The following is a 12644-nucleotide window of genomic DNA, read 5'->3' as shown; positions in this document are numbered from 1 at the left end:
ATTTAATTGAATTGCTGCAGAAAACGAATGTCGTTTTCATAGAACAGGCGCAGATCGTTGATGCCATAGCGCAGCATGGTCAAACGGTCGGGGCCCACACCAAAGGCAAAGCCCGTATAGGTTTCCGGGTCGATGCCCACATGGCGCAACACATTCGGGTGCACCTGTCCGCAACCGGCAATTTCCAGCCACTTGCCCTTGTTGGGGCCACTGGTGAATGCCATGTCAATTTCCGCAGACGGTTCAGTGAACGGGAAAAACGAGGGGCGAAAACGAATGGTGATGTCGTCGGTTTCGAAAAAGGTTTTCAGGAAATCCATGAACACCGCTTTCAAATCAGCAAAACTGACGCCTTCATCAATCCACAAACCTTCAACCTGATGAAACATGGGCGAATGGGTTGCATCGCTGTCTACGCGGTACACGCGGCCCGGCGCAATAATGCGAATGGGCGGCTTGTTGGTTTGCATGTAGCGCACCTGCATGGGCGAGGTGTGCGTGCGCAGCAGGTTACCGCCGGTGCCTTCAACGTAGAAGGTGTCGTGCATGGAACGCGCGGGGTGATTCTCCGGTGTGTTCAATGCGGTGAAGTTGTGAAAATCGGTTTCAATTTCAGGCCCATCGGCCAAATCAAAGCCAATGGTGGTGAAAATTTCTTCAATGCGCTCTAGTGTGCGCATGGCTGGGTGCAAACCGCCGGTGCCACGCATGCGACCAGGCTTGGTGACATCAATGGCCTGTGCCTGCAGCTTGGCTTGCATGGCGGCATCGGCCAGCGCCTGGCGCTTGGCATTCAACACGGCCTCAACCTGCTGCTTAAGCTGGTTGATTTCCGCGCCGCGGGTTTTCTTTTCTTCGGGCGACAGCGCTGCCATGCCTTTGAGCAACTCGGTGACCTTGCCCTGCTTGCCCAAAAACTGGGCCTTGATGTTTTCAAGACTGACCGGGTCGGTTGCCGATGACATGGCCTGTTCGGCCTCGGTAAGAATGGCTAAAAGCGATGCATCCATGGGTATTGGGTCGATTCTTCTTGAGATTGGAACGGCTTTGCGTAGAGCCCTGAATTGTACCGCCTGAAAACAAAAACGGAGCCCGAGAGCTCCGTTTTGTTTAGTCTTTTCGCCGACTTAAGTGAAATACCTCACTGGTAACACTTATGACAATTATTTGACTAGCTTAGGCCTGCGCTGCACGCACTTGACCCACGATGGCAGCGAATGCTGCTTTGTCGGTCACTGCCAAATCAGCCAACACCTTGCGGTCCAGACCAATTGCGGCTTTCTTCAAGCCATTGATGAATACGCTGTAGGTCATGCCGTGTTCACGCACTGCTGCGTTGATACGGGTGATCCACAGGGCGCGGAATACGCGCTTCTTGTTGCGACGGTCACGGTATGCGTACTGACCAGCACGCATAACCGCTTGCTTGGCAACGCGGAATACATTGTTACGACGACCGCGGAAGCCTTTGGCTTGGGCGATAACTTTTTTGTGACGGGCGCGAGCCGTTACACCACGTTTTACTCTAGGCATTTGACACTCCTCCCGGTTATGCGTAAGGCATCATGTCGCGAACGCGACCGATGTCTGATTTATGAATCGTTTCCATGCCGCGCAATTGACGCTTGCTTTTGGTCGTTTTCTTGGTGAGGATGTGGCGCTTAAAGGCGTGGCCACGCTTGATCGATCCGCTTGAGCGGACCAAGAAACGCTTGGAGGCGCTCTTTTTGGTCTTCATCTTGGGCATCTTGGTGCTCCTGATACTGTTTGGTAATTGAACCAAACCTGCTTGCAGGTGGCTTCGACGAAGCACTTTTCTGACCTGGTGGGCAATTTGTTGCGCTGTGTTTTTACGCACAATGCAGCAAGCCCGCGATTATAGCGCGGGTTTGCTAATACTGGCAATCTATTTGGAAAATTACACTTTCTTGCGTGGCGCAATCATCATGACCATTTGGCGGCCTTCCATTTTGGGCATTTGTTCTACCTGACCAATTTCTTCGAGGTCGTTGCGAACACGCTCCAAAAGGCGGGCACCAATGTCTTGGTGAGCCATTTCACGTCCGCGGAAGCGCAAGGTAACTTTGCACTTGTCGCCGTCTTCCAGAAAACGGGTCAAATTACGCAACTTCACGTTGTAATCGCCGTCGTCTGTTCCGGGGCGGAACTTGATTTCCTTGATTTGAACCTGTTTTTGTTTGGATTTGGCCTCAGCAGCTTTCTTTTGCTCTTGGTAACGGAACTTGCCGTAATCCATCAGCTTGGCCACTGGCGGCACCGCCTGGGGTGCAATCTCTACCAAATCCACACCGCCTTCTTCAGCCATCCGCAGCGCGTCTGGTGTTTTAACGATGCCTAACTGCTCACCCTCAATTCCAATGAGGCGCACTTCGGGGATACGAATTTCCTCGTTCGTGCGATTTTTCTTTTCTGCTACGATATCTAGCCTCTTTCTTCTGGTTAAATAAAATCAGGCCCTGCTGTTGATTTCACCCAGCAAGCGCTGAACGAATTCATCAACAGGCAAGGAGCCCAGGTTTTCGTTGCCGCGCAGGCGCACAGCAACTTGGTTTGCATCACGTTCCGCGTCGCCGATGACAGCGATATACGGGGTTTTCTGCATGGTGTGCTCACGGATTTTACGATTGATTTTTTCATTACGCAAATCCGCCTCCACCCTAATGCCTTGTTTTTTCAACATTTGCACCACATTGTGCGCGTATTCATTGTGCGCTTCGGTGATGGTAGCAACCACCACTTGCACCGGCGACAGCCACAGGGGCATGGCGCCCGCATGGTTTTCAATCAAGATGCCGATGAAGCGCTCCATTGAACCCACAATGGCACGGTGAAGCATAACAGGCACGCGGCGACTGTTGTCTTCAGCCACATATTCGGCACCCAAGCGACCAGGCAACTGGAAGTCAACCTGAATGGTGCCGCACTGCCATGAACGACCAATCGAGTCTTTCATGTGGTATTCAATTTTAGGGCCGTAGAAAGCGCCCTCGCCCGGCAGCTCGGTCCACTCAACGCCACAGGCCTTCAAGGCAGCACGCAGGGAACCTTCGGCTTTGTCCCAGGTTTCATCGGTGCCCAAACGGGCCTCGGGGCGCAAGGCCAACTTGACATTGATTTCATTGAAACCAAAGTCAGCGTACACCTGCATGGCCACCTGGTTGAATTTGGTCACCTCTTCGCGAACCTGATCTTCGGTACAGAAAATGTGACCGTCGTCTTGCGTGAAGCCACGCACTCGCATAATGCCGTGCAAGGCACCGGAGGTTTCATTGCGGTGGCATGCACCAAATTCACCATAGCGCATGGGCAAGTCGCGGTATGAACGCAAATCGCTCTTGAACACCTCGATGTGACCCGGGCAGTTCATCGGCTTTAAGGCGTAGTCGCGCTTTTCCGACTCGGTGGTGAACATGTGTTCTTTGTAGTTGTCCCAATGACCCGACTTTTCCCACAGCTTGCGGTCCAGAATCTGGGGGCAGCGAATTTCCTGATAGTCGCCATCCACGTACACCTTGCGCATGTACTGCTCCACCTGTTGCCACAGCGCCCAGCCCTTGGGGTGCCAAAACACCAAACCAGGCGCTTCGTCTTGCATGTGGAACAAATCAAGCTGCTTGCCCAGTTTGCGGTGGTCGCGCTTTTCAGCTTCTTCAAGGCGGTGCAGGTAAGCTGCCAAGTCTTCTTTCTTGGTCCAGGCCGTGCCGTAGATACGCTGCAACATTTCATTGTTTGAATTGCCGCGCCAGTAGGCACCAGCCACTTTCATCAGCTTGAAGTGCTTCAGTTTGCCGGTGTTGGGCACATGGGGCCCACGGCACAAATCGATGAACTTGCCTTCGCGGTACAGGGAAATATTCTCGTTGCTGGGAATGCTGGCAATAATTTCCGCTTTGTAATGCTCGCCTTGGTCTTTGAAAAACTGCACGGCGTCGTCGCGAACCCATTCTTCGCGGGTAACCACTTCATCGAGCTTGACCAACTCGGCCATTTTTTTCTCGATTGCTTCCAGGTCTTCAGGGGTGAAGGGGCGCTCGTAAGAAAAGTCGTAGTAAAAGCCGTCTTCAATGACCGGGCCAATGGTGACCTGCGCTGTGGGGAACAATTCCTTCACGGCATAGGCCAACAGGTGGGCCGTTGAGTGGCGAATCATGTCCAGCCCTTCCTCGTCCTTTTCAGTGACGATAGAAAGTGAGGAGTCGCTTTCGATGGTGTAGGAGGTATCAACCAGCGTGCCGTTTACCGTGCCGGCCAAGGCGGCTTTCGCCAAACCGGGGCCGATGCTTGCAGCCACTTGGGCGACTGTCACGGGGTGATCGAAAACACGTTCGGATCCGTCAGGCAGGCGGATAACTGGCATATGTACTTCCCTTACGATTGTTTAGGCTTGGATAGACTTTTCATCAACCCTCTATTTTAGCCTTTCAATCGGTGCCTGAATGTTGAAATCAAACCAATTTGGGCTTGTGAATGCCTTCCTTGATGTCTTTTTTCACTTTCTTCGCCGCTTTTTTCTCTTTGGGTGAGCTTAGCGCTTTCTTCTTGTCCATCTTGTTGCTTTTCTGTTCATGGCCCATGGCCAGCACTCCTGAAGGTTTCAAGCATGCAAATGCAAACCTGATTCCTGCATTGTGCAACGGAATGGAGATTCTTGATGATTTAGTTTTGGGGGGAGAATTTGGTAGGACCGACTGGAATCGAACCAGCGACCTCTGCCATGTCAAGGCAGCGCTCTAACCAGCTGAGCTACGGTCCTAAAGAAGAGTGCGAAATATACACCAGTGCGCTTGCGGGGGCAAGTCCAAACGCGCTTGACAAGACTTCTGACAAGAACTATTGTCATATTCAATTTTTCAAGACCTACCTCACCCACAAGGAAAGCAAATGGCCATTAAAGTCAGCCCTCAATCGTTTGAATCCATGCGCAAAGTCATGAACGGCTTCTGGATTGTGGTTCCAGCCTATTTGCTGATTAGCCTGGTCATGCCTTTCCTGTTGGTGCTGGCCGCTTTGCTGCTGGTGGCGCACACGCTGGAATTGCCAATTGCCTTCTTGCGACTGCGCGGTAAAAACTTGCCAACCATGGAAGTGGTGTCAAAAACCCTGCTGTATGGCTTCACCTGGTGGCTGCCGAAAAGCCTGGAAGCAAAATAAAACCAGTCACATTGCTGTTTATGGCTCGGGGTTTTTGTCAAAAAAGAGTCATATAACTGTCACAAGGTAGTCAAATCGAGCGCGTTTAATGGGGCCATGACAAGAACATGGACATTAAAAATGCGCTCGAACCAGTTGAATTTCAAGCAGCAACTTGCCGAACAACTGTTTGCGAAAGCGACAACAACTGAAGAACATTCCCTCAATGCAGCGGCATCCGCAGTTTCTCAGGGCGCTGACCCCGTCGACCCTGCTTCTGAGGAACAAAGTTCCAACAAATACCGCACCATCTGGATTTCAGACATTCACCTGGGCACGCCCGGTTGCCAGGCCGACGCCCTGCTCCACTTTCTGAAACACAATGAAAGCGACACGCTGTACCTGGTCGGGGACATTATTGACGGCTGGCAATTGCGCAAAAGCTGGTTTTGGCCGCAAAGCCACAACGATGTCATTCAGAAAGTGTTGCGCAAAGCGCGCAAGGGCACGCAAGTGGTGTTTATTCCCGGCAACCACGATGAAGCCGCGCGCCAGTTTGCAGGCATGACCTTTGGCGATATTCCGATTATGGAAAATGCGGTGCACGTCACCGCAGACGGCAAACGTTTGTGGGTAGTGCATGGAGATGAATTTGATCAGGTGGTGCGCTATGCCAAGTGGCTGGCCTACCTGGGCGACACGCTGTACACCTTCGCTTTGACCATGAACCGAATGCTGAACAACATTCGAATCAAGCTGGGTTACCCGTACTGGTCGCTGTCCCAGTTCTTGAAGCAGCAGGTCAAGAACGCGGTGAACTTCATTCTCGAGTTTGAGCATGCTCTGATAAATGAAGCCAAACACCGCGGCTACGACGGTGTTGTGTGTGGCCATATTCACAAAGCCGAGATTAAAGAAGTCGACGGCTTGTTGTACTGCAACGATGGCGACTGGGTGGAAAGCCTGACCGCCCTGGTTGAACACCCTTGCGGCAAACTGGACATTGTTCACTGGCCACACCGTGACCTGCCGGTTCGCAAACAAAAAGCGCTTGCGCACACAGCAGCGGAGTGAACCACCATGCGAATTCTGATAGCAACTGATGCCTGGGCACCACAAGTCAACGGTGTGGTACAAACGCTCAGCCAGGTGGTGGCACAGCTCACTGCCCGCGGCCACGACGTGCGGGTGATTCACCCTGGTTTGTTCAAAACCATTCCTTGCCCCACCTACCCTGAAATTCGCTTGGCCCTGTGGCCTTTCAACCGCCTGCGCACTGAACTCGACCAGTTTAAACCGCAGGCCGTGCACATTGTGACCGAAGGACCCATTGGCTTGGCCATGCGTTTGCTGGCCCATGGCCGCAAGTTGCCCTTTACCACTGCGTACCACACGCAGTTTCCCGAGTATGTCAAAGCGAGGTCGGGCATTCCCATTCGCTTTACTGCCGCACTGTTGCGGTGGTTCCACAAGCCCTCCCGCGCAGTCATGGTGCCCACCCAATCAGTAATCACCACGTTGAAAGATCGTGGTTTATCCAACTGCGTGCTGTGGCAACGGGGTGTGGATTTGAAACGCTTCAATCCCGATCAATCGGCCGCCAGCAAGCACCTAAGTTACAGCCCGCGCGATTTGCCTCAAGATGACGCGCAACAAGTAGAACTGCTGCGTCGACTGAATGAATTCACGGAGGAAAAACCGGTGTTTCTGTACGCGGGTCGAGTGGCTGTGGAAAAAAACCTGGAGGCTTTTTTAAGTCTTGAATTGCCCGGCGAGAAGTGGATTGCTGGTGATGGACCTGCCCGCAAGGCGCTTCAAAGGCAGTTTCCCGAGGCCAAGTGGTTTGGCATGTTGAACCATGCTGCCTTGTCTGAGTTGTACAAACGTGCTGACGTGTTTGTCTTTCCCAGCCTGACCGACACGTTTGGATTGGTGCTGCTTGAGGCCATGGCCAGTGGCTGCCCCGTGGCGGCGTTCCCCGTGAACGGGCCGCTGGATGTAGTAGGCAGTTCCGGTGCTGGCGTGCTGGACTGGAACCTGAAAACAGCCGCCATGGCCGCATTGAGAATTGAACGAAATGCGCCACTGAAACACGCCAGCACGTTTACCTGGGAAAACTGTGCTGAGCAGTTTCAAGGTTATTTGGCCCCAATTGGACTGGGCAACCTTGCCCCCAAGAAGCTGCCGGGCAACCCCAAACCTTTGTCCAACCGCCCCTGAAGTCGATTGCCCTGTGAATTGCCTATAATAGGCACAAAATGAAAACTCAAAACCTATTCTCGGGAGCAATACAAATTGGGATTCCTAGCCGGTAAAAAAATTCTGATCACAGGCCTGCTGTCAAACCGTTCAATCGCTTACGGTATTGCCAAGGCCTGCCATGCGCAGGGGGCTGAACTGGCCTTCACTTACCAAACCGAGCGCTTTATCGACCGTGTAACCGACATGGCTGCCGAGTTTGACTCCAAGTTGGTGTTTCCTTTGGATGTGGCTGAAGACGCTCAAATTGAAAGCCTGTTTGCCGAACTGAGCAAACAATGGGATGGTCTGGATGGTTTGGTACACGCCATTGGCTTTGCACCACGCGAAGCCATTGCAGGTGACTTTCTGGAAGGTATTTCACGCGACGCGTTCCGCATTGCGCACGATATTTCTGCCTACAGTTTTCCGGCACTGGCCAAGGCTGCCTACCCCATGATGCAGGGCCGCGAAGGCGCATTGCTTACGCTGAGCTATCTGGGTTCGGTGCGCATGGTGCCCAACTACAACACAATGGGTTTGGCCAAAGCATCGCTGGAAGCATCTGTTCGCTACCTGGCTGAATCACTGGGCCCCAAAGGCATTCGCGTCAACGGTATTTCGGCTGGCCCCATCAAAACATTGGCTGCCGCTGGCATTAAGGGCTTTAGCAAAATTTTGCACGCCGTGGAAGACGCGGCCCCACTGCGTCGCAACGTGACCATTGACGATGTGGGCAACGCCGCTGCCTTCATGTTGTCTGATTTGGCGCGTGGCATTACTGCTGAAATTACCTATGTGGACGCGGGCTACAGCACGGTTGTAGGTGGCATGGCAGAATAAGGAACATTGTTCCTAAAACGTTTCACCCTAGGGCGGTATTCAGGTGAATCAAGCACATGCAAACACGGCAACCCTCGCTGTAGCGGGGGTTTCAAAAACACTTGGTGGCGTTCAGCTTTTTAAAGACGTCAATCTGCAACTTCAGCAGGGTGAATCTCTTGCAGTGGTTGGAGAATCGGGCTCAGGCAAATCCACATTGCTCCACCTGATGGCGGCCCTGGATCAGCCCGACACAGGCGAAGTGTATTGGGCAGGTAAAAATATCTGCACACTCAACACCAATCAAGTGGCGGCCATTCGCCTTCGGCACGTGGGTCTGGTGTTTCAGGCCTACTACCTGATGCCGCATTTAAGCGCCCGACAAAACGTTGAACTGCCCTTTCTGCTTGCGGGTCAAAAACCCGATTCCGCACACGCATCACTCTTGCTGGAACAAGTGGGCATGGCCCACAAGGCAAATAGTTTCCCCCGAGAAATGTCGGGTGGCGAGCAACAGCGCGTGGCCATTGCGCGTGCCCTGGCTTTGAACCCGCCCCTGATACTTGCAGACGAACCCACTGGAAACCTTGACGAAGACAACGCCGAACGTGTTCTGCAGGTGTTGCTGCAAGCCTGCAATACACATGGCTGTGCCTTGGTCATGGTGACGCACTCCATGAAGGCAGCAGGCCATTTGAATCAACAACTCAGCTTGGCCGAGCACCGACTGGTATGAAATCCGGCATGTTCCTACCTGCGCAACTCGCATTGAAATTTCAATTGTTCTCGGGTGCGTTGCGAGACCAGCCTTTCAAATGGTTGATCGCCACGTTGTCAATTGCAGTGGGCGTGGGCCTTGGCTTTGCAGTGCACCTGATTCACAAACAGGCACTGGATCAGTTCAACAACGGTGTGCGCCAGTTTTCCGGGCAGGCCGATTTGCAATTGCTGCCGCACAGCCAACTGTTGCCGGAAGCCGCACTGGACCAACTCAGTGTGCTGCCTGAAGTGGCTGTGGCATCGCCAGTCATTGACATTTTGGTACCAGTCAGGGACCTGGAAAAACCAGTGCGTTGGTTGGGGCTGGATGTTTTTACCGCGGCCCTGGTAACCCCCAACCTGATTGGACAAACCAATGAAAAAACAGAGAACCCCCCAGAGCAAGGCGACATACCGCTGTTAAACAGCAACAACGTATTCATCAGCCCGGCATTGAAAGAACAGTTGCCCGGCGAACAGCCGACGCTCAGCACACTGCAAGGTAACCGTAGTGCTGAATGGCGCATTGCGGGCAATGTGCCTGCGGCGGGTGCGGGCCAGGTGTTGGCCATGGCGGATATCGCAGCAGTGCAGTGGCGCCTGGGCACCCTGGGACAGATATCCCGAGTCGACCTGAAGCTCAGAGAAGGCGTAAGTCCGGCTGCATTTCAAAAACAATACGAGGCGCAGTTCGCCAGCCTGGGCCGCCTTGAAACACCCAGTGAACAAGGCACACGGGGTGCCAGTGTGTCACAGGCCTACCGTGCCAACCTGTCAATTCTGGCCATGGTGGCCCTGTTAACAGGTGGCTTTCTCACCTTTTCAACTCAAATGCTCGCCGTGGCGCAACGTTCGCGCCAATGGGCCTTGTTGGCAGCCTTGGGGGCCAAAGCGGGCGCATTGCGCATGCAAGTGCTGTTTGAATCCATGTGCTGCGGCATCGTGGGTGGGGCCTTGGGTGTTGCAATGGGCTGGGGATTGGCCTGGTCGGTAGTGCGCTATTTGGGCGTTGATTTGGGCGCAGGTTACTTTGAAGCAGCGCACGGTGCGGTAAGCCTTGCACCTGTTGACGCGATGCTGTTTGGCGGTTTCGGCGTGTTGGCGACATTACTGGGCGGCTTGTCCCCTGCATTTCAAACCGGGCAAATGGCTTTGCACCAGCGGCTGCGCGCTGGCACCGAAGAGGCAGGCCTGCAGTTTGCCAACAAAGCGCACTGGTTGGGCTTGCTGCTGTGTGCAATTGCGCTTGCCTGCCTGTGGATTCCTCCATATGGCAACATTCCCGTGGGCGGCTATTTGGCAGTTGCCTTCGGCCTGTTTGGCGGCATTGCCATGATCGGGCTTGTGGTGCGCGCATTCATTCGCCACCCCGCGCAGCTGTCTGCCCTTGGGGATCTTGCAAAATCGCGGCTGGCCAGTACGCCGAATTTGCTGGCGGTAGGGTTATCGGGCGTGGTGGCCAGTTTTGCGTTGGTGGTGGCCATGCATGTGATGATCTACAGTTTTCGCTTTTCGCTCGACAATTGGTTAACGCAGGTGCTGCCCGCGCCCTTGTATGTCAAATTAAACACACCCACAATTCCAGCATTTCCGGATGAATTTCAAAACAAACTGGCTGCGGAGCCAGGCATTGATTTGATTGAATTCTGGGGCTCGCAATCTTTGGTGCTCGACCCGAAACGACCTGCCGTGGAATTGATTGCAAGACCGATTGGTGTCGACGCGGCCCGGCAACGCCTGCCAATGACCGGCACCACCCTGGATTCACCACAGGCTGGTACTTTGCCAGTGTGGGTCAGTGAACCCATGACCGACCTTTACGGTTTAAAAGCAGGCAGTCAACTTGTGTTGCAACTGGACCAGGGCACCGTGATACCCACCACGGTGATGGGCGTGTGGCGCGACTACACCCGGCAGCACGGTGCGATCGTGTTGCCCAAAGCTGCACTGCTGAGTGAATTCAATGTGAAATTCAAAGACACTCAAGGCGCTGTATGGCCAAACCAGGCTGTCACGGTGAAAGAAGCCATCACCCGGATTGAAAAGGCAGCCAGCACTACCGCCTTGTCAAACAAAATCGACTTTGCCGAGCCTGGAGAAATCAGACAAATCAGCCTGGACATTTTCGATCGGAGTTTTGCGGTCACCTACCTGCTGGAAATTGCCGCCATAGTGATTGGCCTGTTTGGTGTGGGCACAACCTTCTCTGCCATGGCATTGCAACGCAAGCGCGAATTCGCGCTGCTCGGTGCCATTGGGGCTGGCCCGGGATGGATGCTCAAGCTGATTGCACGCGAAGCTTTCCTGGCCTCGACTTTGGCGGCTGGCGTGGGTTTGACGATTGGCCTTGCATTTGCAGCCATCCTGATTTTTGTGGTCAATCCACAATCGTTTCACTGGACCATGGAATGGTTTACGCCCTGGCGTGATCTGATCTTGATGGTCGTGGTGTTGGTGGCAATGAGCAGCGCAACAGTCACGCTTGCCCTGCGCGGCAAATTGAATACACAACTGGTGGACCAACTCAAAGAGGACTGGGCATGATGCGGCGGAAAATTCTGAAAGCAGGCTTGGCGCTGCCCGTCCTCGCGCAACTGGCCTTGCCGCGATCGGTGCATGCTGCACGCGGCCTTGAACGGGTATACGCGCAGCCGAGCCCAGAGATACTACCCAGGCTGCCACAAGACCACGGCGTGCACCCTGCATTTCGTACCGAATGGTGGTACTTCACCGGGTGGTTTGAAAGCCCTGAATTTGAACAGGCTTTCGGCGTGCAAATTACGTTTTTCAGATCTGCACCCAATGTGAATGTTCAAAACCCCAGTGCATTCTCGCCCCAACAACTGTTATTTGCGCATGCAGCGGTGGCGCTGCCCAAGGCAGGCAAGCTGGTGCATGAGCAAATCGTTCGCCGCGCAGGCCGCGGCGGCGCCGAATTGAAAACCAGCAGCACTGAGGTACTGAATATTCGAATGCCAGGCTGGCACCTGCAAAGTGGCAATGGCAGCCAATGGCAATGCCGGGTGGATACACCGCAACTTTCGATGAACCTGAGCATGGCGGAAACCCAGACCCCATGGATACAGGGCCAAGGCGGCTACTCCCAAAAAGGACCAAAACCAGAGCAAGCGAGTTATTACATCACCATGCCGCACCTGAAAAGCACGGGCACCATTCGCATTGAGGGCAAAACATTGCCAGTGCAAGGCACCTTCTGGATGGATCATGAATGGTCCAGCACTGTATTGGCACCCAACGCCCAGGGTTGGGACTGGGTTGGTTTGCACGGTGATCAGGGTGAGTCGCTGATGGCCTTTCAAATTCGCGACCGCGACAACACCAAACCCCCGGTGTGGACCCATGCGGCACTTCGCCAGGCCAATGGCGAGGTACGTAATTTCAGGCAAATCCAGTTCAAGGTGTTGCGCCAATGGAAATCAACCCGAACCGGAATTCAATACCCTGTGGCGCAACAGCTGCAACTCGATGAGCAAACCTTCGAACTTGAACCGCTGTTTGATGATCAGGAACTGGACGCACGCGCCAGCACGGGCACTTTGTATTGGGAAGGCGCCGTGCGCGTGAAAAGCAACAAGGCTTCGCCTTGGGGCCGAGGCTATCTTGAAATGACGGGGTATGATCGCCCCATGCAACTTTAAGTCGAATGCCACACA

General features: G+C 53.9%; 13 protein-coding genes and 1 tRNA gene. 7 read left to right on the top strand and 7 right to left on the bottom strand.

Going from position 1 to position 12644, the window contains the following annotated elements; translation table 11 throughout:
- Positions 1-2: 2 nt before the first annotated feature.
- The 7 genes from pheS to ACVL1J_RS08680 all read right to left on the bottom strand — a co-directional run bounded on the left by pheS (position 3) and on the right by ACVL1J_RS08680 (position 4774).
- Positions 3-965 carry a phenylalanine--tRNA ligase subunit alpha gene (gene pheS / locus ACVL1J_RS08710; protein WP_491665325.1) on the bottom strand — a complete coding sequence of 321 codons (963 nt, stop codon included), beginning with the start codon at positions 963-965 and terminating at the stop codon, positions 3-5.
- A 211-nt stretch (positions 966-1176) separates the two neighbouring features.
- Positions 1177-1533, bottom strand: coding sequence for a 50S ribosomal protein L20 (rplT, locus tag ACVL1J_RS08705; RefSeq protein ID WP_008249959.1), 357 nt, complete (start codon positions 1531-1533; stop codon positions 1177-1179).
- A gap of 16 nt (positions 1534-1549) precedes the next feature.
- On the bottom strand, positions 1550-1747 hold the full coding sequence (gene rpmI / locus ACVL1J_RS08700) for a 50S ribosomal protein L35 (protein WP_008249957.1): 198 nt from the start codon (positions 1745-1747) through the stop codon (positions 1550-1552).
- Positions 1748-1918: 171 nt separating this feature from the next.
- Positions 1919-2440 (bottom strand): translation initiation factor IF-3, encoded by a 522-nt coding sequence (infC, locus tag ACVL1J_RS08695; protein WP_491665324.1) that lies wholly within the window; start codon positions 2438-2440, stop codon positions 1919-1921.
- Between the two features lie 30 nt (positions 2441-2470).
- Positions 2471-4378: a threonine--tRNA ligase gene (thrS, locus tag ACVL1J_RS08690; protein ID WP_491665287.1), complete on the bottom strand. Its 1908-nt coding sequence runs from the start codon at positions 4376-4378 to the stop codon at positions 2471-2473.
- 88 nt (positions 4379-4466) lie between these two features.
- On the bottom strand, positions 4467-4619 hold the full coding sequence (locus tag ACVL1J_RS08685; RefSeq protein ID WP_159570850.1) for a hypothetical protein: 153 nt from the start codon (positions 4617-4619) through the stop codon (positions 4467-4469).
- 78 nt (positions 4620-4697) lie between these two features.
- Positions 4698-4774 (bottom strand) — tRNA-Val (locus tag ACVL1J_RS08680).
- A 128-nt stretch (positions 4775-4902) separates the two neighbouring features.
- Between ACVL1J_RS08680 and ACVL1J_RS08675 the strand changes: the two genes are divergently transcribed.
- The 7 genes from ACVL1J_RS08675 (at position 4903) to ACVL1J_RS08645 (ending at position 12629) form a co-directional block, all read left to right on the top strand.
- Positions 4903-5172, top strand: a complete 270-nt coding sequence (locus tag ACVL1J_RS08675) for a hypothetical protein (RefSeq protein ID WP_008249951.1) — start codon at positions 4903-4905, stop codon at positions 5170-5172.
- Positions 5173-5268: 96 nt separating this feature from the next.
- Positions 5269-6225: a UDP-2,3-diacylglucosamine diphosphatase gene (locus ACVL1J_RS08670; RefSeq protein ID WP_491665286.1), complete on the top strand. Its 957-nt coding sequence runs from the start codon at positions 5269-5271 to the stop codon at positions 6223-6225.
- A 6-nt stretch (positions 6226-6231) separates the two neighbouring features.
- Complete coding sequence (locus tag ACVL1J_RS08665; RefSeq protein ID WP_394672519.1) at positions 6232-7371, top strand: glycosyltransferase family 4 protein; 1140 nt, start codon at positions 6232-6234, stop codon at positions 7369-7371.
- A gap of 75 nt (positions 7372-7446) precedes the next feature.
- Entirely contained in the window at positions 7447-8232 is a 786-nt protein-coding gene (gene fabI, locus ACVL1J_RS08660; RefSeq protein ID WP_159570859.1) for an enoyl-ACP reductase FabI, read from the top strand.
- Between the two features lie 43 nt (positions 8233-8275).
- The gene (locus ACVL1J_RS08655) at positions 8276-8947 is read left to right on the top strand and encodes an ABC transporter ATP-binding protein (protein ID WP_341238170.1); all 672 of its coding nucleotides are present in this window, start codon (positions 8276-8278) and stop codon (positions 8945-8947) included.
- An 8-nt stretch (positions 8948-8955) separates the two neighbouring features.
- The gene (locus tag ACVL1J_RS08650) at positions 8956-11514 is read left to right on the top strand and encodes an FtsX-like permease family protein (protein ID WP_341238171.1); all 2559 of its coding nucleotides are present in this window, start codon (positions 8956-8958) and stop codon (positions 11512-11514) included.
- Positions 11511-12629 carry a lipocalin-like domain-containing protein gene (locus tag ACVL1J_RS08645; RefSeq protein ID WP_159570868.1) on the top strand — a complete coding sequence of 373 codons (1119 nt, stop codon included), beginning with the start codon at positions 11511-11513 and terminating at the stop codon, positions 12627-12629. Before ACVL1J_RS08650 ends, ACVL1J_RS08645 begins: the two co-directional genes overlap by 4 nt.
- Positions 12630-12644 lie beyond the last annotated feature (15 nt).

Source organism: Limnobacter sp. G6BE5S, from assembly GCF_058448965.1.
This window is presented reverse-complemented; position numbering and strand designations above follow the sequence as displayed.

Excerpts from the sequence above, each read along its gene's own strand:
- pheS (WP_491665325.1), bottom strand. The coding sequence starts at position 965 with ATGTCATCGGCAACCGACCCGGTCAGTCTTGAAAACATCAAGGCCCAG.
- rplT (WP_008249959.1), bottom strand. The coding sequence starts at position 1,533 with ATGCCTAGAGTAAAACGTGGTGTAACGGCTCGCGCCCGTCACAAAAAA.
- rpmI (WP_008249957.1), bottom strand. The coding sequence starts at position 1,747 with ATGCCCAAGATGAAGACCAAAAAGAGCGCCTCCAAGCGTTTCTTGGTC.
- thrS (WP_491665287.1), bottom strand. The coding sequence starts at position 4,378 with ATGCCAGTTATCCGCCTGCCTGACGGATCCGAACGTGTTTTCGATCAC.
- ACVL1J_RS08675 (WP_008249951.1), top strand. The coding sequence starts at position 4,903 with ATGGCCATTAAAGTCAGCCCTCAATCGTTTGAATCCATGCGCAAAGTC.
- ACVL1J_RS08670 (WP_491665286.1), top strand. The coding sequence starts at position 5,269 with ATGACAAGAACATGGACATTAAAAATGCGCTCGAACCAGTTGAATTTC.
- ACVL1J_RS08665 (WP_394672519.1), top strand. The coding sequence starts at position 6,232 with ATGCGAATTCTGATAGCAACTGATGCCTGGGCACCACAAGTCAACGGT.
- ACVL1J_RS08650 (WP_341238171.1), top strand. The coding sequence starts at position 8,956 with ATGTTCCTACCTGCGCAACTCGCATTGAAATTTCAATTGTTCTCGGGT.
- ACVL1J_RS08645 (WP_159570868.1), top strand. The coding sequence starts at position 11,511 with ATGATGCGGCGGAAAATTCTGAAAGCAGGCTTGGCGCTGCCCGTCCTC.